A 20,958-nucleotide genomic window follows, 5' to 3' on the forward strand; every position below is an offset into this window, starting at 1 on the left:
GGGTGGACGGCCAGGCCGTGGTGCTGGCCGGCAGCGCCTCCCGGGCCACCAACGCGCAGGTCGCCGAATGGCGCGACACGCAGGGCCGTCCCGCGTTCCGCATCGATCCGCTGGCCGCCGCGCGCGGCGAGCCGGTAGCCGCCCAGGCGCTCTCCTTCGCCGAACAGCATCTGCCCGCGCCCGTGCTGATCTACGCCACCGCCACGCCCGACCAGGTCAAGGCGATCCAGCAGCAGCTCGGCGTGGAAGCCGCCGGCGCGCTGGTCGAACGCACCCTGGCCGAGATCGCCGCCGGCCTGCAGGCGCGCGGCGTGCGCCGCTTCGTGGTGGCCGGCGGCGAAACCTCGGGCGCGGTCGTGCAGGCGCTCGGCGTGCGCGCGCTGCAGATCGGCGCGCAGATCGACCCCGGCGTGCCGGCCACGGCGACGCTCGACGGCAGGCTCGCGCTGGCGCTGAAGTCGGGCAATTTCGGCGCCGTCGACTTCTTCGCCAAGGCGCTCGCGCAACTGGAGACCCTCGGATGAGCATGGAAAACACCCTGCGCGAGACCATCTGCGCGGTCGGCGCCAGCCTCTACGCGCGCGGCCACGCGGTCGGCACCGCCGGCAACATCAGCGCGCGGCTCGACGACGGCTGGCTGATCACGCCCACCGACGCCTGCCTGGGCCGGCTCGACCCGGCCCGCATCGCCAAGGTCGACCTGGCCGGCCAGCAGGTCTCGGGCGACAAGGCCTCGAAGACGCTGGCCCTGCATCGCGGCATCTACCAGCGCAGCCCCGCATCGCGCGGCATCGTCCACACCCATTCCACCCACCTGGTGGCGCTGACCCTGGCCGGCGTCTGGCAAGCCGACGACGTGCTGCCGCCCATCACGCCCTACTACGTGATGAAGGTCGGCCATATCCCGCTGATCCGCTACCGGCGCCCTGGCGACCCGGCCGTGGCGGCCGAGGTCGCGGCGCTGGCCGATCGCGTGCGCGGCGTGCTGCTCGAGCGGCTCGGCCCGGTGGTCTGGGCGCCGAGCGTCGAGCAGGCTTCGGCCGTGCTCGAGGAGCTGGAGGAAACCGCGCGGCTGTGGCTGATGACCGACCCGAAGCCGGCGCCGCTCGACGCGGCCGCGCTCGACGAGCTGGGCGCCGTGTTCGGCACGCGCTGGTAGGACAAGGCATGGCGCGGCTCCCGCCTCGCGCCGGAGCCGCGACGGCGTGGCGGCGTGACAAACGGCGGCCACGCGCATCGACGACGCGCGAAGCGAATCGCGCGCGCCACCACCTGGAGACAAGCATGACCCCGTATCAAGCCACGGCGACTCCCGCCGCCGCCCAGGCCGGCCCGGCCGAACTCGACGCCACCTACAAGAAGGTGTTCTGGCGCATCGTGCCGTTCCTGATGCTCTGCTACGTGGTCGCCTACCTCGACCGCGTCAACGTCGGCTTCGCCAAGCTGCAGATGTCGCAGGACCTGGCCTTCAGCGAGACCGTGTTCGGGCTCGGCGCGGGGATCTTCTTCGTCGGCTACTTCCTGTTCGAGCTGCCCAGCAACCTGCTGATGCACCGCATCGGCGCGAAGATCTGGATCGCGCGGATCATGATCACCTGGGGCCTGCTTTCCGCCACGTTCGCATTCGTGAGGACTCCCACCCAGTTCTACGTGCTGCGCTTCCTGCTCGGCCTGGCCGAGGCGGGCTTCTACCCCGGCGTGATCCTCTACCTGACCTACTGGTTCCCCACCCACCGGCGCGCCAGGATCATCGCCGTGTTCATGTCGGCGATCCCGGTTTCGGGGATCTTCGGCAACCCGCTGTCGGGCTGGATCATGTCGAAATTCCAGGGCGGCGCGGGTTTCCACGGCTGGCAATGGATGTTCATGATCGAGGCGGTGCCGGCCGTGCTGGTGGGGATCGCGACCCTGCTCTACCTCGACAACGGCATCGCCCAGGCCAAGTGGCTCAGTCAGCGCGAGAAGCAGCTGCTGCAGGACGAGATCGACGCGCAGCCGCACCTGAAATCGAAGGAGAAGCATTCGCTGCGCACCGTGTTCGCCGATCCGCGCATGTGGTGGATGTCGCTGATCTACTTCACCTTCGTGACGGGCCAATATGGCCTGACCTTCTGGATGCCGACCCTGGTCAAGTCCACCGGCATCCAGGACAACTTCACGATCGGCCTGCTCTCGGCGATCCCCTTCCTGGTCGCGATCGTGGTGATGAACCTGTTCGGCCACAGTTCGGACAAGCGCCGCGAGCGCCGCTGGCACCTGATCATCCCGGCCACCATGGGCACCGTGGGTTTCGCGGTGGCGGCCATGTTCCCGCACAATACCGCCGTGTCGATCCTGTTCCTGTCGATCGCGGCGGGCGGCGTGCTGACCTGCGCGCCGCTGTTCTGGTCGCTGCCGACCGCCTTCATGGCCGGCGGCGCCGCGGCCGCCGGGATCGCCATCATCAACTCGGTCGGCAACCTCGCGGGTTTCGCGAGCCCCTATGTGATCGGCTACCTGCGCGATGCCACGCACAGCACCGCCTCGGGCATGTACATGCTGGCCGGCATGCTGGTGATCGGCTCGATCGCCGTGTGGCTGACGCCCGCGAAACTCGTGAACCGCTGATTTTTCGCCGCCGCGCGCTGCTCGTGTCGACACGGGCAGCGCCCGGCGCCGCTCCACTCTCCTGACGGAACCGCCGCCATGCCACGCTTCGCCGCGAATCTTTCGATGATGTACACCGAGCACCCGTTCCTCGAGCGCTTCGCCGCCGCGGCGCGCGACGGGTTCCGGGCCGTCGAGTACCTGTTCCCCTACGACTTCGCCGCCGACGAGCTGAAGGCGCGCCTGGCCGACGCCGGCCTCGTGCAGGCGCTGTTCAACGCGCCGCCGGGCGACTGGGCGGCCGGCGAGCGCGGCTTCGCCTCGCTGCCGGGCCGCGAGGACGAATTCCGCCGCGCCTTCGACACCGCGCTCGACTACGCGCGCGTGCTCGGCAACGACAAGCTGCACGTGATGGCCGGGCTGCTGCCGGCCGGCGCCGATCGCGCGCGCCATCGCGAGGTCTATCTGCGCAATCTCGCGCATGCCGCCGAGGCCGCGCGCGCGGCCGGCATCCTGGTGGTGATCGAGCCGATCAACACGCGCGACATGCCCGGCTACTTCCTGAACCGCCAGGACGACGCGCAGGCGATCTGCCGCGAGGTGGGCGCGCCGAACCTGCGCGTGCAGTTCGATTGCTACCACTGCCAGATCGTCGAGGGCGACATCGCCATGAAGCTCAAGCGCGATTTCGCCGGCATCGGCCATATCCAGGTCGCCGGCGTGCCCGAGCGCCACGAGCCGGACCTGGGCGAGCTGAACTACCCCTACCTGTTCGAGCTGATCGACACGCTCGGCTACGACGGCTGGATCGGCTGCGAATACCGCCCGAGAGCCGGCACCTCCGAAGGGCTCGGCTGGCTGCGCCCCTACCTGTAACCTCACGCGAACGACACCTCCATGAAAGTCCTGATCACCGGCGGCGCCGGTTTCCTCGGCCGGCGCCTGGCCACCCAACTGCTGGCGCGCGGCGAACTGGCCGGCCCGAACGGCGCGCCCGAGCGCATCGACGAACTGCTGCTGCTCGACGTGGTGGAGGCGAGCGGCTTCAGCGATGCGCGCGTCAAGACCCTGGTCGGCGATATCGCCGATCGCGCCGTGCTGGAGCGCGCGATCGATACGCAAACCGGCGCGATCTTCCACCTGGCCGCGATCGTCAGCGGCCAGGCCGAGGCCGATTTCGAGCTCGGCATGCGCATCAATCTCGACGCCTCGCGCTCGCTGCTGGAAGTCTGCCGCGCGCTCGGCCACCGGCCGCGCGTGCTGTTCACCAGCTCGGTGGCGGTCTATGGCGGCGAGCTGCCCGAGGTGGTGCTCGACGAGACCGCGCTCAACCCGCAATCCTCCTACGGCGCGCAGAAGGCGATCGCCGAGCTGCTGCTGGGCGACTACGCGCGGCGCGGCTTCGTCGACGGGCGCGTGCTGCGCCTGCCGACCATCAGCGTGCGCCCGGGGCGCCCGAACGCGGCGGCCTCCTCGTTCGCCAGCGGCATCATCCGCGAACCGCTGAACGGCGAGGACGCCGTCTGCCCGGTGCCGCTCGACACGCGGCTCTGGCTGCTCTCGCCGCGCCGCGCGATCGACGCGCTGGTGGCCGGGCTGGAGCTCGACGGCGAACGGCTCGGCAAGCGCCGCGTGATCAACCTGCCGGGGATCTCGGTGAGCGTGGGCGAGATGATCGAGGCGCTGCGCGAAGTGGCCGGCGACGCGCCGGTGGCCCGGATCCGCCACGAGATCGACCCGCGCGTGGTGGCCATCGTCGGCAGTTGGCCGGGGCGCTGGGATACCTCGCGCGCCGAATCGCTGGGCTTGGTCGGCGACGCTTCGTTCGCCGACGTGATTCGCGCGCATATCGAGGACGAGCTGCACTGAGTCTCGCCGGCGTGGCAAACCCATGTCTGAAATGTCACACTAACGACAATTCAAGACATGGGTCGGACATGCGCAAGATCGCCTTTTTCCTCTTCCCCGGCTATCAGCCAATGGGAATCGCCGTGACAGCCCCGTTCGAAACGGCGAACCTGCAGTCTGCCAGGCCCGTCTACGACATCCGGATGGTGTCGGAGCACGGCGGACCGATCCGCACCTCGCTCGGCTTCGAGGTCATGACCGAGCGCTTCGCCAGGCAGGCCTACGACCTGGTCGTGGTGGGCGCGAGCCTGGAAGATGCCTCGCCTGCCACGATCGCGCTGATCCGCGCAGCGCCCTCGCATTGCCGGCGTATCGCCGCCACCTGCCACGGCGCATTCGTGCTCGCCGAAGCGGGCCTGCTCGACGGCCGCAGAGCAACCACGCACTGGGATCGCGCCGCCGAGCTGCGTGCCCGATATCCGGCGGTGGAGGTCGACGAGGACCGTATCTTCGTCGCTGACGGCCCGATCTGGACCTCCGCCGGCATGACGGCCGGCATCGACCTCGCCCTGGCCCTGATCGAGGACGACCTGGGTGTGCAAGCGGCGCGTGCCGTGGCACGGCGCCTGGTGCTCTATCACCGCCGCGCCGGCGGCCAGTCGCAATTCTCCTCGCTGCTCGAACTCGAACCCAGGACCGACCGGATCCGGGCCGTGCTGACCTATGCCCGCGCGAACCTCGGCAAACGCCTGAGCGTGGAGGAACTGGCCGATGTCGCGAATCTCTCGGCGCGCCAGTTCGGTCGAGCCTTCCAGACCGAGACCGGCCGCACGCCGGCCAAGGCGATCGAACAGCTCCGGCTGGACGAGGCGCGGGTGCTGATGGAGGAAAGCCATCACTCGCTCGACGCAGTGGCGCAGATGACGGGCTTCGGCGATCGCGACCGGATGCGCCGCGCTTTTCTAAGGGCGTTCGGCCTGCCGCCGCATATGGTCAGGCGACAGGCGCTCGGCCATCCGTCGAGCGAGGAGGACGATCGCGTCGAGCCCTGAACGGCTCACGGCATGGCGAGCAGCATCGCGGCCATCGCCATGCCCATGACGATGCGGCAGGCAGAGCTCGCCACATCGGCCGAAGCGCCGGGCGCGGGCGCCCGCGCGACGCTCGCGCGGCATCCCTCCCGCAGGCAATCGCCGACCAGCACGAAGGCGATGGCCGAGGAAAGGGAGAGGTACTTGCCGATATCCGGTGCTTGCGCGCACATCGATGCGATCGGCGCGGAGGCGAACATATAGGCGCTCGCCGCGCAGTGGAGCACCTGCGTGAAGTCGTGACCGTTCCCGAGCGCGCGAAATCCGGCGGCATGCACGGCCGCCGCGCACCGCCCGACGAACCAGGCCGCGCCCAGCACGAACGTGGCGGCCCAGGCCCGGTCCGGCAGGATCGCGAAACTCGGCAACAGCATGCCGGTCATCGCCAGCGCCATCAGCGACGCCGAAATTTCCGCGTCGAGCCTGCCGCCGCGGCGCGGGCGACGCCGCGGCGAGCGCTGCATCGTCGCCGCGCTCGCCGCCACCGGCATCCGGGCGAGCGCGACGCGCCACGCACCGGGCAGCGCGGCGGCGATCATCAAGGCCGCCAACGCGCCGGACCACCAGGCAGGAACATTCATCCGAACCGCCTCCGGCAACCGGGCTAGTACTGCAGGTTCGGATAGGCTGCCCGATCCCCCGGCCCCTCGCGCGTGACGCCGAGGATTCCATAGATCGGCCAGATCGACTCGAGAGGCGTGGTTGTGCCGTGCTTGAAGGCGAGTTCGCTGGCCCAGTGATGGCGAATCCCGTCCGCGTGGCGGGAGAACACGTTCAGGATCGCGAGCTGCACGCCATCGGGCTTCTCGGCATAGTAGTCGCGGTTGAAGTGGTTGCCTCGCGAGGACAGCAGGCGCAGGTTCTGCCAACCGCGCTCCTGCGCGAAGGTACCCAGCCGCTCGGGACTGGTCTTCGCCACCACCACCAGGTTGGTCCGCTCCGCGAGGTGGAAGGCCGCGCCTTCGAGGCCGTCCACCACCGAGGTGCAGGAAGGGCAAGGCTGCTCCACCAGCGGCAGCGCAGCGGTCTTGCCGCAGGGCGCCCCCGCGCGCCGGTCTTCCGGCCAGCGCGGGAACATCATGTTGTAGATCACCAGCGAATCCTTGCCCGGCTCGAACAGCTCGGAAAAGCGGATCTTCCTGCCGTCACCGGCCTGCTCGAATTCGTAATCCTCCTGGATCAGGCCGCCCGGCGGCAAGGCGCGGCGCTGGGCGATCACCTTCTCGTTGAGCCGCCGCAACTCGTCCTCCGCCGCCATCAACTCGTCGCGCGCGCGACGGTATTCGCCGGATTCGCCGGGAAATCGCAGGCTCGGATCGAGAACGACCTCACGCCAGCGGTTCATATCGCGCGGTTCACCCTTGAGTGCCATGGTCATGCTCCTTTGTCGGTTTTCATCAGCAAACCTTAACATTGGAGAAAACCGGCGAACCGACATGGACACGGCAATTCCCGACATTCGCGTCGAGCGCCGGGCAATCAGGCTCCGGCCCCGCCCAGCACCAACAGATGCAACTCGCGCCGCACGACGAAACCCATCCCACGATAGATCGCAATCGCATTCTGGTTCGACGCCACCGCGTGCAGGAACGGGATCTCGCCGCGCGCGCGCATGGCCGCCATCAGCAGCCGCATCAAGCCGGCCGCCAGGCCTTGCCCGCGAAATGCGGGATCGACGCAGACCGCGCTGATCTCGGCATAGCCGTCGATCCTGAGGCGTTCGCCGGCCATCGCCGCCAGCCTTCCCTGCCGGCGCACGCCGAGGTAGCGGCCCAGCTCGATGGTGCGCGGCCCGAACGGCCCCGGCTGGGTCGCGGCGGTCAGTGCCAGCATGTCCGGCACGTCGCCGGCCTCGAGCCGCACGTGCTCGAGCGCGACGGGTTCGGGTTCGCGCTCGGCGACCATCTGGATCAGCGTCGCGCGCCGCTGCACGTCGAACCCCTCAGGCGGCTCGATCTCGTCGACCGTCACCAGCGCGGCGGGCCCGTATCGTTCGATCGACTCGCGCAAGGCGCCGAACGATGCGGGCGTGAGGTCGGCCAGCGCGGCAAACGGCGCGACCTCGGGCTGGAAACGCAGCACGCGCTCGCCCGGCACCGCGAATTCGGCCTGCCGCGTGGACAGGGCATTCCATATCAGGGTGTCCAGCGCATGCGCGCCTTCGCCCTGCTCGACGATCGATTCCGGCATGCCGGCGGCTCCTCAATCATTGGATTTCACGTAGCGCATGGTCCACACGGCGCGATCCCCCGGCGCGTACGAGTTGCCCACCCAGGGCGAACCGCAGACGTGCAGGTAGGCATAGGGCGTGCCCGCGAACATGATCCAGGCGCCCGCGTCGCGCACGTCGGTGGGCAGCCCGCAATGCGCGGCATCGAACGGCCAGAGCACCATCCAGTGCGGCCCGATCGGAATCGCGGGGCTGGTGGTGTCCAGGGCATCGCTATTGCTGTGCTGGGTCGCCCCGCAGAGCATATAGCAAAGCCCCGGCGTGGTGATGGACGGGCGCGGCTTGCGGTCGTGAATATCCTTGAACCACTGCATGCCGACCCGGTCCACGCACATCGGCGGATCCCCGATCCGGTTCTCGTTGCCCGGCGTGCAGACCCAGCCGTTGCTGCCCTGGCGCAGGATCCTCGACATGTTGCCGTGCATGTCCATCTCGGCCACGGTGGCATCGCGAGTGATCTGCGAAGGGCCGGCCTGCATCGCGCGCGCAATCTTGATCGCCCGCTCCTCCTCGTCCATCTCGCTTCGGGCCGGGCCGGGCGGCAAGGCCAGCGCCTCGTTGCCGAAGCTGCCCTGCACGGTGTCGTGCCCCCAGGCGCGGTTGCCGGCCAGGGCCGCCATCGCCGCGCCGAAGAAGCCGAGCCCGGCGATCGCCTTGCGGCGCGAAACCGATTCCGGATTCGCGGTTCCCGGGCCGGCATCCGCTTGACGAGGGGCAGCCTGGCTGCCGGTTTCCTGATGATCCTGCATGGCATTGTCCTTGTACGAGGCATGGATGGCCCGGCCCGGCGCATCGATCGAGGGCAGCGCGCTCGCGGCGCGCCCGCCTCACTCCGGCAGCGCCTGGACGGCCACCGGCGCGGCGTTGCTCAGGGGACGGGTTTCGAGCGGATCGACCAGCCGCCAGCACAGGGCCGCGGCAAGAAAGGCCAGCGCGGACGCGACAGCCAGCAGCCCCGTGTATCCCTGGGCAAGGCTGGCCTCCAGCATCGGCGCGACGCCGTCCCGTGCCCCCGCCAGCGAGGCGGCGTCGCCGAGATGGCCGTCGAGGATCAGGCGCGTCATGGCCAATTGCCGGCCCGCGTCCAGCAACGGGTAATGCAGCTGGACGTCCGCGGCGATGCGATCGACGAGCACGGCGCCGAGCGCGGCGAATCCCAGCACGAGGCCGCTGAAGCGCAAGGTGCCGGCGACGCCCGAGGCCATGCCGGCGCGCTCGACGGGGATCACCGTCATGCTGACCTTCGCGACCTGGCCGTTGAGGATGCCGCCGCCCAGCGAAGCGACGAACATCGGCACCACCACGGCGGCATAACTGAGGAGTTGCACCGTCACCGATGCGACTGCCAGCCCGGCCGCCACCAGCACCAGGCCGATGGAAAGCAGCGCACGCCCGGACAAGCGATGCTCGAGATGGACCGACACCACGCGCGGCACCGCGAACAGCGGAACCGCGAGCGGCAGCATCAGCAGGCCCGCCTCGAGCGGGGAGCGATGCAGCGCCGTCTGGAAGAAGAACGGCAGGTAGGTCAGCATCGTCAGGAATGCCACGGGATAGGCGATGCCGGCCACGCTCGCGCCGAGATAGGTTTTCTTCGCGAAATAGGCGAGCTCGACCATCGGCCGCTTCTCCCGCAGTTCCACCAGGACGAAGGCGACGAACAGGACCAGGGCGACGCCGATGCGCAGCAGCACGGAAACATCGCCCCAGCCCTCCCGGTTGCCGGAAATCAGCCCCCAGGTAAGCAAGCCGAGGAAGCCGCTGAACAGCAGCACGCCCATCCCGTCGAGCTTGCTGGCGCCGGGATCCTTCGACTCGCTCACCGTCCAGGCCGTCAGCGCGATCATCGCGACGCCGATCGGCAGGTTGACGTAGAAGGCCCAGCGCCATCCCAGCAATTGCGTGATCAAGCCGCCGATGACCGGCCCCATCATGACCGCGACCCCGATCACCGATCCCCAGAACGCGAAGGCCTTGGCCCGCTCCTTGCCGTGGAAGGCATGCGAGAGCACCGCGAGCGCTGCGCTCAGCAGCAGGGCGGCACCCACGCCCTGCATCGCGCGCGCGAGATTGAGGACGATCGACACCGACGCGGCGCCGCAAAAGAACGAGGCCAGCGTGAAGATCGACAGGCCGATGATCAGGATCCGCTTGCGCCCGAAACGGTCCGCCAGCGCGCCGGCCGGCATCAACAGGCTCGCGAACGCCAGCGTGTAGGAGGAGATCACCCACTCGATCGCCGAGAAATCCGCATGCAGCGACTTCGCGATGGAGGACAGCGACACCGCGACGATGTTGGCGTCCAGGTTGATCATGAAGGACGGCACCGACACGCAAAGCAGGAGGAGAAGTTTTCTGTTCATGGGCCACGGCCTGGGCCATCGCCCGGCTTCACTGCGGATTGAGTCATCGGTTGCCGGCGATCCGGCGTTGCCGAATACTGGCATATACCATCTTATCGTGCAAGCAGGTGCCCATGTTTCCCTGCCCTGCCGCTCGCGATACCGGATCGAATGACTGGCATATGCCATAATGCGCCGACGCAGGCCGGCGCTCGTCCCGAGCCGCCACGCGGCATGCGAGCATCGAACAGGAGCCGATCCATGAACGTCCGGCCGCTGAACCCCAGCGTCTGCAGTTACGGAGCGCTCCGGCGCGCGACCCGCGGCATCAGCCAGCAATACGACCAGGCCCTGGAGCCGGCCGGCATCAATGCCGCCCAGTACAACCTGCTGCGCGCGGTCCAGCGGCTGGGCGCTCCCACCCAAAGCGAGCTGGCCGCCGAGGTCGTGATGGACCTTTCCGCGCTCGGGCACACGCTCAAGCCGCTGATCCGCGATGGCTGGATCACTCTCGACAAGGATCCCGAAGACAATCGCCGCCGGCTGATCTCGCTGACACCGGAAGGCCGCGAGCGGCTGCGGCACGCCAGGCGGCTGTGGAAACCGGTGCAGCAGCGCTTCGAGGCGTTTCTCGGCAAGCAGGAAACCCAGGACCTGCTGGCCCTGCTCGATCATCTGGCATCCGGCAGTTTCGACGAGGCAGGCGCCGCCTAGCGCCGGCATGACGGGCGCGTCGGAACGTGGTTGAAAGCGGTTGAAAGCGACGCTTCACATCAGACAAAAAGCCGTCGCGCATCGAAGCGTCACGCATTATTACCGGACGCTCGTTTGACACAGATTGTTACAGCTCAGCTAGCTAGGCGTAAACCATATCTGGGATGATCGATCAACGCTCGCATTCAGGGTCGCAAGCTTTCGCGCTGCAAGGCGAACCGAAAACCCGGCGGGCCAATCGAAACCCATCATGGCCGCTCTCTACGATTTCGGCGCCCGCACCTTGCGCCACCTTTACGACCGCAAGATCCGCAGCGCCGCCGTGCTCGACACGACGACGCTGTTCCCGGACGCGCGGCGCTTCACCGCCGCCTGGCAGACGATCCGCGCCGAGGCGCTGGCGGTGGCGCGCGACCTGCCGCGCATCCCGCGCTTCCACGAGATCATGCGCGAGCAGGCCGATATTTCGGATAACGACGCACGCGACTGGCGCATGTTCATCATGCAGGCCTACGGCGTGCGCTTCGAGAAGAACCGCGTGCGCTGCCCGGCGCTGAGCGAGATCGTCGACGCCTCGCCCGACGTGCTGTCGGCCTCGCTGTCCTTCCTCGCGCCCGGCAAGCACATCCCGCCGCATCGCGGGCCGTTCCGCGGGGTGCTGCGCGGCTACCTGGTGCTGTCGATGCCGAAGCGCGAGGACGGCTCGGCCGCCGCGGTGCTGAAGATCGACGGCCGCGAGCATCGTCTCGACGACGGCCAGTTCCTGCTGTGGGACGACACCTTCGTGCACGAGGTCTGGAACGACAGCGACGAGGTGCGCATCGTGCTGCTGCTCGACATCCGCCGCCGCGACCTGCCCACCGGCCTGCGGCTGCTGTCGGCCGGCATCATCCAGTTGATCCGGCTCGGCATCCGCCTGCGCGGCGGCTCGATCCCGGTCTGAAGGCGGCGCCCGCCCCTTTCTTGCCACCCCTTTCGCGCCCGCCGCGAACGACAAGGCCGGCCCCTCGGGGCCGGCCTTGTCGTTCACGTCACGCAGACGCCGCTACGGCCTCAGTGGATGCCCAGGTAGGTCTTCACCGCCGGCAGGCCCGGCTTGCCGTCGAAGGTCGTCACGCCGGCCAGCCACTTGTCGAGCTGCTGCGGATTCTGCTTGAGCCACGCCGCGGCGGCCTTGTTCGGATCTTCCTTGTTCATGATCGGCACCATCACGTGGTTCTCGATCTCGGTGCTGAACTGCAGGTTCGAGACGAACTTCGCCACGTTCGGGCAGCGCGCCGCGTAGTCGGGCGGCGTCGCCGTCAGCACGCGGGCCTCGCCGTAGTTCGGGCCGAACACGTCGTCGCCGCCGGTCAGGTAGTCCATCTTGAACTGCACGTTCATCGGATGCGGTTCCCAGCCGAGGAACACGATCCACTGCTTGTCGCGGATCGCACGATTGACCTCCACCAGCATGCCCGCCTCGCTCGACTCCACCAGCTTGAACTTGCCGAGCCCGTACTGGTTGCCGTCGATCATCTTCTTGATCAGCGCATTGCCGTCGTTGCCGGGTTCGATGCCGTAGATCTTGCCGTTGAGCTTGTCGGCGAACTTCTGGATGTCGGCGAAGGACTTGAGCCCCCCCTGGTAGACATAGTCCGGCACCGCCAGCGTGTACTTCGCGCCGGTCAGGTTCGGCGTGGCCAGCACCTTGATGGTGCCGGCCTTGGTGAACGGCGCGATGATCGGGTCCATGGTCGGCGACCAGTAGCCGAGGAACACGTCGATCTGCTTGCTCTTGATCCCGGCGAAGGTGATCGGCACCGAGGCGATGGTCTTGGTCGGCGTGTAGCCGAGCCCGGCCAGCATGGCCGAGGCCAGGCCGGTGGTGGCCGCGATGTCGCTCCAGCCGACATCGGCGAAACGCACGCTCTTGCAGGCTTGCGGGTCGGCCGCCTGCGCCGCCGTCCAGGGTGCCACGGCCATCCCGAGCCCGCAGGCCGCCGTGATCAGGAATCGTTTCATCTTCTTCTCTCCTCAGCTGGGTTCAACACGTCGTTCGATTCATAGGCAAGCGGGCGTGCGCCAGGCCCTCACTGGCGCGTCGGCGTGGCCCGGCGCTCGTAGCTCGGCGCGTGGCCGAACTGCGCGCGATAGGCCTTGCTGAAATGGCAGGGCGAATGGAAACCGCAGATCGTCGTGACGCGCGCGATCGAAGCATCGGTGGTGCGCAGCAGGTCGCGCGCGCGCTTCAGGCGCAGCGTCAGGTAATAGTGGGTGGGCGAGACGTTCAGGTAGACCTTGAACATGCGCTGCAGATGGCGCTGCGAGAGCCGCACCAGGCGCGACAGTTCGTCGAGCGAGAGCGGTTCCTCGATATTGGCCTCCATCAGCCGCACCACCTCCACCAGCTCGGCGCGCGAGAAGCCGACGCGCGCATCGACCGGGATCGGCTGCGGATCGCCGGCGCCGCGGATGCGCTCCAGGATGAACTGTTCGGATACCTGGGCGGCCAGGTGCTGGCCGAGCCGCGCGCCCACCAGGTTCAGCATCAGGTCGAGCGGCGCGGTGCCGCCGGTGCAGGTGAGCCGGTCGCGATCGACCACGAACAGCTCGTCGGCGAAGCGCACCTGGGGGAATTCGCCATGCAGCGCCGAGAGATTCTCCCAGTGCACGGTGCAGCGGTAATCGTCGAGCAGGCCCGCCGACATCAGCGCGTAGGCGCCGGTGCAGATCCCGCCCAGCGGCAGCCCGCGCGCGGCCAGGCCCGCCAGCGCCTCGCGGGTGCGCGCGTCGACCACCTCGCGGATGCGGATCCCGCCGCACACGATCATCACGTCGGGCAGCGGGCCGTCCAGGTCCAGCGCCTCGGTGGGACGCACGGCGATGCCGTTGCTGGCCTGCACCGGCCCGCCGTCGAGCGAGTGGATCGACCAGCGGTAATGCTCGGCGCGGCCCACGTAGTTGGCCATGCGCAGCACCTCGACGGCGCTGCTGAAGGCGATCATCGAGAAATGCGGCAAGGTCAGGAAACCGAAATGCGCGAGCGACTGGGCGGAGGTCGCGCGGGCGACGGGAACGGTGTCGACGGCAAGGCTCACGGTCGCTCTCCGGCAAGAGCAGGTTGCACGAAGCCGGCCCCGGCGGCACGTGGCCGCCGGCACCGGCAACAGAAGCGAAGCGGATGGAACGGGAAAGGCGGGAGCGCCGGCCTCAGGCCTGCACGGCGGGCTTCATGCCGAACAACTGGCGGAAGCCCGAGAACAGCGGCGCGCGGGCAGCGCCCGGGGCACGGCCGAAGCTCTCCGTGATGCGGTCCAGGATGATCGCGAGCAGCACCACCGACAGGCCGCTCTCGAAGCCCAGGCCGATATCGAGGCGCTGGATGCTGGCCAGCACGTCGTTGCCCAGGCCGCCCGCGCCGACCATCGAGGCGATGATCACCATCGACAGCGCCATCATGATGGTCTGGTTCACGCCCTGCATGATCGAGGGCAGCGCATTCGGGAACTGCACCTTGTAGAGCAACTGCCAGGGCGTGCAGCCGAAGGCCTGGCCGGCCTCGACGATCTCGCGGTTCACGTGGCGGATGCCGAGGCTGGTCAGGCGCACCGCCGGCGGCATCGCGAAGATCACCGTGGAGAGGATCCCCGGCACGCGGCCCAGGCCGAACAGCATCGCGGCCGGGATCAGGTAGACGAAGGCCGGCATGGTCTGCATCAGGTCCAGGATCGGCCGCACGATGGCCGACACCCACTTGCTCTTGGCCGCCCAGATGCCGAGCGGGATGCCCAGCACCAGGCTGATGATGGTGGACGACAGCGTCAGGCCCAGGGTGATCACGGTCTGGTCCCAGAAGCCGGTCGCGAAGATCAGCAGCAGGGCCAGCGTGGTGAAGATCGCGAAGCGCCAGCCCACGCGCCAGAGGCCCACGCCGATGAAGATCGCCATCAGCAGCCACATCGGGATCGCCTGCAGGCCGTGCTCGACCAGCGCGGCCAGGCTCTCGATCACCTGGCCGATCGTGTCGAAGGTCTTCGCGTCGTGGTCGAGCAGGTAGCGGACGGATTGATCGACCCAGGTGCCGAGCGGAATCAGTTCAGACATGGGAGCCTCGCGAACGGGTGATGGCCTTCAGGAGCACGGCCCGATCGACGGAACCGCAGTAGCAGCCCTGGTCGTCGACCACGGGCAGCGCGTTGGGGCTGGCGACCACGCGTTCGACCACGTGGTCGAGCGTGGCGTCATGCGGGATGGACTCGATCTGGCGCACGTCGGGCGCGGCCATGCCGAGCGCGTCGCGCGTGACGAAGCCGCGGATCTTGCGCGCCTCGTCGAGCACGAAGGCGTATTCGGCGCTGCCGTTGAGCGTGGCGGCCACGTTGGCCGCGTCGAGCCTGGAGACGATCGGCACGGCGCCGGTCTGCATCAGGTCGCTGGCGGTCAGGTAGCGGCTGGTGTCGATGCCCTCGAAGAAGGCGCGGACGTAGTCGTCGGCCGGGTTGGCGATGATGTCCTGCGGCGTGCCGACCTGCACCAGGCGGCCGCCCTCCATGATCGCGATGCGCGTGCCGATGCGCAGCGCCTCCTCCAGGTCGTGCGAGACGAACATGATGGTGCGGCGCTGCTCCTTCTGGAGCTGCAGCAGCACGTTCTGCATTTCCTTGCGCTTGAGCGGATCGAGCGCCGAGAAGGCCTCGTCCATGATCATCAGCGAGGGATTGACGGCCAGCGCGCGGGCCAGGCCGACGCGCTGCTGCATGCCGCCCGACAGCTCGGCGGGCAGCTTCTTAGCGAACGCGGCCAGGCCGACCTGCTCGAGCACGTCCATCGCGCGGCGCTCGCGGTCCTTGCGGCCCACGCCGGCCACTTCAAGGCCGAACGCGGCGTTCGACAGCACGGTGCGCTGCGGCATCAGCGCGAAGGACTGGAACACCATGCTCATGTCGGTGCGGCGCAGCGCGGTCAGTTCCGAGCGGCGCACCGAGGCCACGTCGCGGCCGTCGATCAGCACCTTGCCGGCGGTCGGCTCGACCAGGCGGTTGACGAGGCGGATCAGCGTCGACTTGCCCGAACCGGACAAGCCCATCAGCACGAAAATCTCGCCTTCCTGCACGTCGAACGATACGTCGTGCACTCCGACCACCTGGCCGGTCTGCTTGAAAATATCGTCCTTCGTCGACCCGGCTGCGAGCATGTCGAGCGCCTGCTTCGGGTTGTTACCAAAAACCTTGCACAGACCTTCGACTACGACCTTGGGGGCATCCATCGAAACCTTCTCCTCGTGTAGCTGGGGCTCACCATCAGAGCGTGCCTCAATGGTTGCCAGAAAAAACTTGGGGTAGCCGACGAATTCCGACAGTCGCTTGCGCAAATACGACACGGGTATTTGTCGTGCTCCGCCAGCACCGGCGCGGCAGACGCGGCGGCGGGGGCCCGCTTGCGGCGCCGCGTCAAGCGAAAAGCCTTGATGGACGCGGATCGTGCCCCATGATCCCGCAACGCGGCATGAGCGACGCGCGGCGCGGATCGCGGCGGAAAAACACAAGCCGCGAGGTCGCAATTCGACAAGAACATGTCCGATCGCCGATGCGGCCCGCTGCCCCTTCGGCGCACGATCGTTCGATGCGGCCGGACGCGGCAGGTGCAACCCGGTCGCACCATCGCCCGGCCGGCGATATCGGCCTGAAAGCTTCGCGGCACCGGCTCGCGCGCGCTCGACGATGGTTGCTTGCGCATGCACCGGTTTCCCATGACAAGGACGATGCTCAGGTTTCCTGAGGATCGCGCAGCGATTGCCTGGGGCACGCGCCCCGATCTCGAACGGCGCCCCGCCGTCTCAATGCACGGCGCCGGCGCCCAGCCGGATGTCCTCGCGTCGCTCGAGCGCGGTGACGGCCATGATGCGAATCGCCTGGGCCAGCGTATCGAGCGAGAGGCTCGGCAGCCCGGGATGGCGCGCGGCCAACTCGGGCAGGCAGGGCACATGGATGAAACCGCCGCGCAGCGAAGGACGCTGCGTGGCGGCGAAGTGCATCAACGCGTAGAAGACGGTGTTGCAGACGTAGGTGCCGGCCGTCTGCGAGACCGAGGCGGGAATCCCGGCCTCGCGCAGGTCGCGCACCAGCGCCTTGATCGGCAGCGTCGAGAAGTAGGCGGCCGGGCCGCCCTCCACCACCGGCTCGTCGATCGGCTGGCGCCCGGCATTGTCGGGAATCCGCGCGTCGACCACGTTGATGGCGACTCGCTCGACCGAAACGTCGGGACGGCCGCTGGCCAGACCCAGGCACAGCACCAGCGCCGGATCGGTCGCCTCGATGGCTTCGGCCAGCGCGCGCGGCGCCGATTCGACCACGCAGGGCAGGCGATGCGCCACCACGCGCGCGCCGGCGAGGGTTTCGCCGTCGACGCAGCGCGCGGCTTCCCAGGAAGGATTGAGGGCGTCGCCGCCGAAGGGCTCGAAACCGGTAAGGAGGATGGTACTCATCGAAACGAAGCGGTCTGGTTGGGCAGGCTCTCATGTTAGGCCCGAAAGCTCGGACCCGGCGCGCCGGATTTCCGCCGCGGGCCGCCCAAGCCGCCGGGACCAAGAAAAAATGCCCCGCCGACGTTGCCGAGGGCGGGGCCAACCCATGTCAGAGACGACACCAGCGAGGTGCCATGAAACGATCATATCGACGCGCCGGGGCCGGTCGAACCAAGCATTTCTGCTATCCAAACGAGCTCCGGCGGCCAGGACTTGCCTCGCGCAAACGCATATCGATAGAACGAAAAGTCGTTTCCCGCGGCCGGCACGGCTCGTTAACATGCTCGTTCGAGCCTGTCTGATCAGGCACCGCATTCCCGGGAGCACATCTTGACTGCATTCGATCAACACCGCCGGCCGTTCATCGTCGGCATCGGCGGCACCACCCGCGCGGCTTCGTCGACCGAGCGCGCCCTGAATTTCGCGCTGCGCGGCGCCCAGGCGGCCGGCGCGCGCACGCGGCTGTTCGACGGCCCGTTCCTGCATTCCCTGCCCCATTACGCGCCCGAACAAAAAGGCCTGAGCGAATCCCAGATCGAGTTGATCGAGGCGGTGCGCGAAGCCGACGCCGTGATCATCGCGACGCCCGGCTACCACGGCGGCGTGTCCGGCCTGGTGAAGAACGCGCTCGATACGCTCGAGGAACTGCGTGCCGACCAGCGCCCCTACCTGGACGGGCGCGCGGTGGGCGTGATCGTCACCGCCTATGGCTGGCAGGCCGCCGGCACGGTGCTGAGCTCGCTGCGCTCGATCGTCCACGCGTTGCGCGGCTGGCCGACGCCGTTCGGCGCCGCCGTCAACACACTGGAGACGCGCTTCGAGACGGCCGACACCTGCTCCGACGCCAAGGTCGCCGGCCAGCTCGAGACGGTCGGCGCGCAAGCCGCGGAGTTCGCGCTGGCCTTCGCCTCGCACCGCGCCGCGACGCAGATCGCCGCCCCGGTGCTCAAGCTCGCCTCGAACTGAGCGCCGCGCCGGCTTCGGCCGGGCGAGATCGGTGAATTTTGGCGACTTTGCGGTTTCTTGCCGTTTTCGGCATGACTGAAGGCCCTTTTGGGGCCTTTTTTGTTGTTTTTGGCACTTCCCCTCGTTTTTCATCCGGCCGCCCGGCATCGTGTCGGGCCATATGCATTCGCGCCGGGCCGCGCATATGCTTCGCCGGAAAGATTGGTTCCGGCCGGCTCGCGCGCAGCTTACGCTGCACACTCCCGTACTCGATTTCGTCCTGCAATGATTCGTCCGATCCGCTACAAAGGCTACGAAATGGCGCCTGCGGCCGCCCGCCAGCCTAACGGGCTGTTCGCCGCGAACCTGACCATCGAGAAGACCGCCGCGGGCCCCTCCCGCGCCTACTCGTTCGATGCGATCGACTTCTTCTTCGACGAGGCCCACGCGCTGGCCTACGCCTCGCGCTGGGGGCGCATCTGGATCGACGCGCACAGTTGAGCTTCGGCAAGACGGACGTGGGCGGTGTCCTGGCCCGAAAACGCGAAAATCGACTGCCTATGCAAGAATAAGCCGTTGCGATTTTCCGCCAGACACCCAGATCAAGCTCATGTCCGACACGCTACAGCACGAGCAGGCGGCCGATCACGCCATGCGCCATTGGGCGCATGACAGCACCGGTCCCGTCCGCATCGGCTCCGAGGCGCACAAGCAGATGTTCTGCCGAATGCTCCTCGACACCCATAACCCCTACAAACCGGCCGTGATCGACTGGCCGCCGCTATCGCCGGCCGAACTGAAGCGACTCACCGCGCTGCCGATCTGGGACATCGCGGTCCAGACCGAAGGCCGCGCCTCGATCCGGGTGGCCACCTTCGCCGCCACCGTGGCCGATCCGCTGCTGCGCTCGGCGCTGCAGATGGACGGTGGCGAGGAGGCGCGCCACAAGGTGGTGCTGTCGAAGCTGGTGGAAGCCTATGGCATCGCCCTCGCGCCCGAACCGCCCTATCCCGCGCCGACGGATCCCGAATGGGCCTGGGTGCTGACCGGCTTCAGCGAATGCATCGACAGCTTCTTCGCCTTCGGGCTGTTCCGCTCGGCCCAGCAATCAGGCTTCTTCCCGGCGGAACTGGTCGAGACCTTCGAGCCCGTGATCCAGGAAGAAGGCCGCCACATCCTGTTCTTCGTGAACTGGTACGCCTGGTACTGGCGCAACCTGCCCTGGTGGAAGCGGCCGTGGTTCTTCCTGCGCGTCGCGGCGATCTGGATCACGCTGATCCGCGACCGCATCGGCATCGCGCGCGGCATCGATACCGACGGCGTGGCCCACGATGCGAACTTTCCGGCCAATGCCGCGGCGACGGTCGGCAACGAGGCGCTCAAGCCGCGTGAGCTGATCGAACTCTGCCTGGCCGAGAACGAGCGCCGCATGGCGGGCTACGATCCTCGGCTGCTGCGTCCGAAGTTCGTCCCCCGCATGGCCCGCCTCGCCCTGAAGTTCATCAAGAAGTAAGCCGCCGGAGAAGTGGCCCGGCCGCGCTCGCATCGGGCGCGGCCGATTGGTTGCATCGGCACCTTTCTTTCCTTGCCTTCCCCCGTCTCGCTTCATCGCATGCGCGTGCATCGATCGCGATAGCTGCTGCATGCGCACACGGCTGTTGCCGGCCGACAACGCCTGCGATCACGCGTCGTTCGTCACGACACACTTGGTCACCATCTGTCCGCATGTTGGGACGCGGCCCGTGGTGGCGGGCGGCGCCCTGCCCTGAAGGTGGGCGGGATTATCCACGTCCTGTCTGAAATCCCCGTCGATCCCTCTCGAGTTTCAAACCGGGAATTCCATCAGGACCAGCCTCCTGCGACGCCGGGCGGCTCGCAGCGATTCATCCCCAATTCCTATTTTTGCCGCGATGCAATATCGATACTTAAACGATTCGAAAAATCGTTTCCAACCTGCTCAATAATCAAACAGAGGGCTTTTTTAAGGTTTTATATTTTATCAATGCCGAATACGGATTGTAGAGTACAAAATCGCAAGATTGTCAAATTTCGATACTCTAAATATCACCGAATGATTCTGTAAAATTGTTGAATATCCTTTAGTATCAGTAGCTTCAAGCCACTCAACACGGACTTTTTGGTGTCCACGGAGGCTCCACGCAAACGATTTACCGGCTCTTGAAGAAATTTAACAGACCGATGGAGCAGTAATCGACAACAATGTTTCACAGTTGATCCCAGGTAGTTTGCAGTTGTTTTCATTTGAAATTAGCCGCCTCCAATAGAATCCGCGCAATTGATTAGTTTTCCCGCGCAAGGCAGAGACGGCGACTGAAACTGCCTGATTCATTGCACGGGTCCGTGGAGATAGGCCGCATGAATCGCAATTACCGCTCGATCTGGAACGAATCTCTCGGGGCGTGGGTGGCTGCTTCCGAAAACGATTCGGCACGGGGAAAACCAAACAAGTCGGCCGTGGCCAAGGCGGTGACCACCGCGGTGCTGGTGGCCGGCGCGACCAACCAGGTCGCGCAGGCGCAGTACGCGACCGGCGGCGGGGTGGCGGCCTCGACCTCGACCATCGCGATCGGCGGCAATGCGGCCGTGCTCGGGGTATTCGCGCCGAGTGGCACCACCGCGAGCGGCACCGGTTCGATCGCACTCGGCTCGAATGCGACGTCGACCGGTGCGGCCTCG

General features: G+C 67.5%; 22 protein-coding genes and 1 pseudogene. 12 read left to right on the forward strand and 11 right to left on the reverse strand.

Annotated features, from left to right (window positions below; all coding sequences use genetic code 11):
* The 6 genes from F3J18_RS15150 to F3J18_RS15175 form a co-directional block, all read left to right on the forward strand.
* A partial coding sequence (locus F3J18_RS15150; RefSeq protein WP_275691833.1) for a nucleotide-binding domain containing protein occupies positions 1-524 on the forward strand: 524 nt, incomplete at its 5' end.
* A complete protein-coding gene (locus tag F3J18_RS15155) occupies positions 521-1,159 on the forward strand; it encodes an aldolase (RefSeq protein WP_166913231.1) in 639 nt (212 codons plus the stop codon). The genes F3J18_RS15150 and F3J18_RS15155, both read left to right, overlap by 4 nt.
* 125 nt (positions 1,160-1,284) lie before the next feature.
* Positions 1,285-2,607 carry an MFS transporter gene (locus F3J18_RS15160; RefSeq protein WP_166913232.1) on the forward strand — a complete coding sequence of 441 codons (1,323 nt, stop codon included), beginning with the start codon at positions 1,285-1,287 and terminating at the stop codon, positions 2,605-2,607.
* A 78-nt stretch (positions 2,608-2,685) separates the two neighbouring features.
* Positions 2,686-3,462 (forward strand): 2-oxo-tetronate isomerase, encoded by a 777-nt coding sequence (otnI, locus tag F3J18_RS15165; protein ID WP_166913233.1) that lies wholly within the window; start codon positions 2,686-2,688, stop codon positions 3,460-3,462.
* Between the two features lie 21 nt (positions 3,463-3,483).
* Positions 3,484-4,455 (forward strand): D-erythronate dehydrogenase, encoded by a 972-nt coding sequence (gene denD, locus F3J18_RS15170; RefSeq protein ID WP_046580474.1) that lies wholly within the window; start codon positions 3,484-3,486, stop codon positions 4,453-4,455.
* 68 nt (positions 4,456-4,523) lie between these two features.
* The gene (locus F3J18_RS15175; RefSeq protein WP_025100372.1) at positions 4,524-5,486 is read left to right on the forward strand and encodes a GlxA family transcriptional regulator; all 963 of its coding nucleotides are present in this window, start codon (positions 4,524-4,526) and stop codon (positions 5,484-5,486) included.
* 5 nt (positions 5,487-5,491) lie between these two features.
* On the opposite strand, the gene F3J18_RS15180 is transcribed toward F3J18_RS15175, so the two are convergent.
* The 5 genes from F3J18_RS15180 to F3J18_RS15200 all read right to left on the reverse strand — a co-directional run bounded on the left by F3J18_RS15180 (position 5,492) and on the right by F3J18_RS15200 (position 10,118).
* Positions 5,492-6,106 carry a DUF5134 domain-containing protein gene (locus F3J18_RS15180; protein ID WP_084152572.1) on the reverse strand — a complete coding sequence of 205 codons (615 nt, stop codon included), beginning with the start codon at positions 6,104-6,106 and terminating at the stop codon, positions 5,492-5,494.
* A 23-nt stretch (positions 6,107-6,129) separates the two neighbouring features.
* Positions 6,130-6,897 (reverse strand): DUF899 family protein, encoded by a 768-nt coding sequence (locus F3J18_RS15185; RefSeq protein WP_161783308.1) that lies wholly within the window; start codon positions 6,895-6,897, stop codon positions 6,130-6,132.
* Positions 6,898-7,004: 107 nt separating this feature from the next.
* Positions 7,005-7,715, reverse strand: a complete 711-nt coding sequence (locus F3J18_RS15190; RefSeq protein ID WP_025100369.1) for a GNAT family N-acetyltransferase — start codon at positions 7,713-7,715, stop codon at positions 7,005-7,007.
* A 12-nt stretch (positions 7,716-7,727) separates the two neighbouring features.
* Positions 7,728-8,504 carry a hypothetical protein gene (locus tag F3J18_RS15195; protein ID WP_166913234.1) on the reverse strand — a complete coding sequence of 259 codons (777 nt, stop codon included), beginning with the start codon at positions 8,502-8,504 and terminating at the stop codon, positions 7,728-7,730.
* 78 nt (positions 8,505-8,582) lie between these two features.
* On the reverse strand, positions 8,583-10,118 hold the full coding sequence (locus F3J18_RS15200; RefSeq protein ID WP_166913235.1) for an MFS transporter: 1,536 nt from the start codon (positions 10,116-10,118) through the stop codon (positions 8,583-8,585).
* A 240-nt stretch (positions 10,119-10,358) separates the two neighbouring features.
* Here F3J18_RS15200 and F3J18_RS15205 point away from each other — a divergent pair, with 240 nt between their 5' ends.
* Together F3J18_RS15205 and F3J18_RS15210 are read left to right on the forward strand one after the other, a co-directional pair.
* Positions 10,359-10,811: a MarR family winged helix-turn-helix transcriptional regulator gene (locus F3J18_RS15205; RefSeq protein ID WP_025100366.1), complete on the forward strand. Its 453-nt coding sequence runs from the start codon at positions 10,359-10,361 to the stop codon at positions 10,809-10,811.
* A 250-nt stretch (positions 10,812-11,061) separates the two neighbouring features.
* Positions 11,062-11,754 carry an aspartyl/asparaginyl beta-hydroxylase domain-containing protein gene (locus tag F3J18_RS15210; protein WP_166913236.1) on the forward strand — a complete coding sequence of 231 codons (693 nt, stop codon included), beginning with the start codon at positions 11,062-11,064 and terminating at the stop codon, positions 11,752-11,754.
* 110 nt (positions 11,755-11,864) lie between these two features.
* Here F3J18_RS15210 and F3J18_RS15215 read toward each other — a convergent pair whose 3' ends face one another.
* The 4 genes and pseudogenes from F3J18_RS15215 to F3J18_RS15230 form a co-directional block, all read right to left on the reverse strand.
* Complete coding sequence (locus F3J18_RS15215; RefSeq protein ID WP_025100364.1) at positions 11,865-12,815, reverse strand: choline ABC transporter substrate-binding protein; 951 nt, start codon at positions 12,813-12,815, stop codon at positions 11,865-11,867.
* 68 nt (positions 12,816-12,883) lie between these two features.
* A complete protein-coding gene (locus F3J18_RS15220) occupies positions 12,884-13,891 on the reverse strand; it encodes a GlxA family transcriptional regulator (protein WP_166913237.1) in 1,008 nt (335 codons plus the stop codon).
* A gap of 112 nt (positions 13,892-14,003) precedes the next feature.
* Positions 14,004-14,897, reverse strand: a complete 894-nt coding sequence (gene choW / locus F3J18_RS15225) for a choline ABC transporter permease subunit (RefSeq protein WP_025100362.1) — start codon at positions 14,895-14,897, stop codon at positions 14,004-14,006.
* Positions 14,890-16,207 (reverse strand): annotated as a pseudogene (locus F3J18_RS15230) (glycine betaine/L-proline ABC transporter ATP-binding protein); the annotation flags it as partial. The gene choW and the pseudogene F3J18_RS15230, both read right to left, overlap by 8 nt.
* Before the next feature lie 73 nt (positions 16,208-16,280).
* Here F3J18_RS15230 and F3J18_RS15235 point away from each other — a divergent pair.
* Entirely contained in the window at positions 16,281-16,571 is a 291-nt protein-coding gene (locus F3J18_RS15235; RefSeq protein WP_166913238.1) for a hypothetical protein, read from the forward strand.
* Positions 16,572-16,629: 58 nt separating this feature from the next.
* On the opposite strand, the gene pcp is transcribed toward F3J18_RS15235, so the two are convergent.
* The gene (gene pcp, locus F3J18_RS15240; protein ID WP_025100360.1) at positions 16,630-17,277 is read right to left on the reverse strand and encodes a pyroglutamyl-peptidase I; all 648 of its coding nucleotides are present in this window, start codon (positions 17,275-17,277) and stop codon (positions 16,630-16,632) included.
* 369 nt (positions 17,278-17,646) lie between these two features.
* Here pcp and F3J18_RS15245 point away from each other — a divergent pair, with 369 nt between their 5' ends.
* The 3 genes from F3J18_RS15245 to F3J18_RS15255 all read left to right on the forward strand — a co-directional run bounded on the left by F3J18_RS15245 (position 17,647) and on the right by F3J18_RS15255 (position 19,774).
* Positions 17,647-18,282 (forward strand): NAD(P)H-dependent oxidoreductase, encoded by a 636-nt coding sequence (locus F3J18_RS15245; protein WP_017917979.1) that lies wholly within the window; start codon positions 17,647-17,649, stop codon positions 18,280-18,282.
* Between the two features lie 264 nt (positions 18,283-18,546).
* A complete protein-coding gene (locus F3J18_RS15250; protein WP_013689426.1) occupies positions 18,547-18,762 on the forward strand; it encodes a hypothetical protein in 216 nt (71 codons plus the stop codon).
* Between the two features lie 109 nt (positions 18,763-18,871).
* The gene (locus F3J18_RS15255) at positions 18,872-19,774 is read left to right on the forward strand and encodes a hypothetical protein (protein ID WP_025100359.1); all 903 of its coding nucleotides are present in this window, start codon (positions 18,872-18,874) and stop codon (positions 19,772-19,774) included.
* 874 nt (positions 19,775-20,648) lie between these two features.
* On the opposite strand, the gene F3J18_RS38650 is transcribed toward F3J18_RS15255, so the two are convergent.
* Positions 20,649-20,909 (reverse strand): hypothetical protein, encoded by a 261-nt coding sequence (locus F3J18_RS38650; RefSeq protein WP_036054277.1) that lies wholly within the window; start codon positions 20,907-20,909, stop codon positions 20,649-20,651.
* Positions 20,910-20,958: the final 49 nt, after the last annotated feature.

This window comes from Burkholderia sp. Ax-1720 (genome assembly GCF_011753035.1).
GTDB classification, from domain to species: Bacteria; Pseudomonadota; Gammaproteobacteria; order Burkholderiales; family Burkholderiaceae; genus Burkholderia; species Burkholderia gladioli.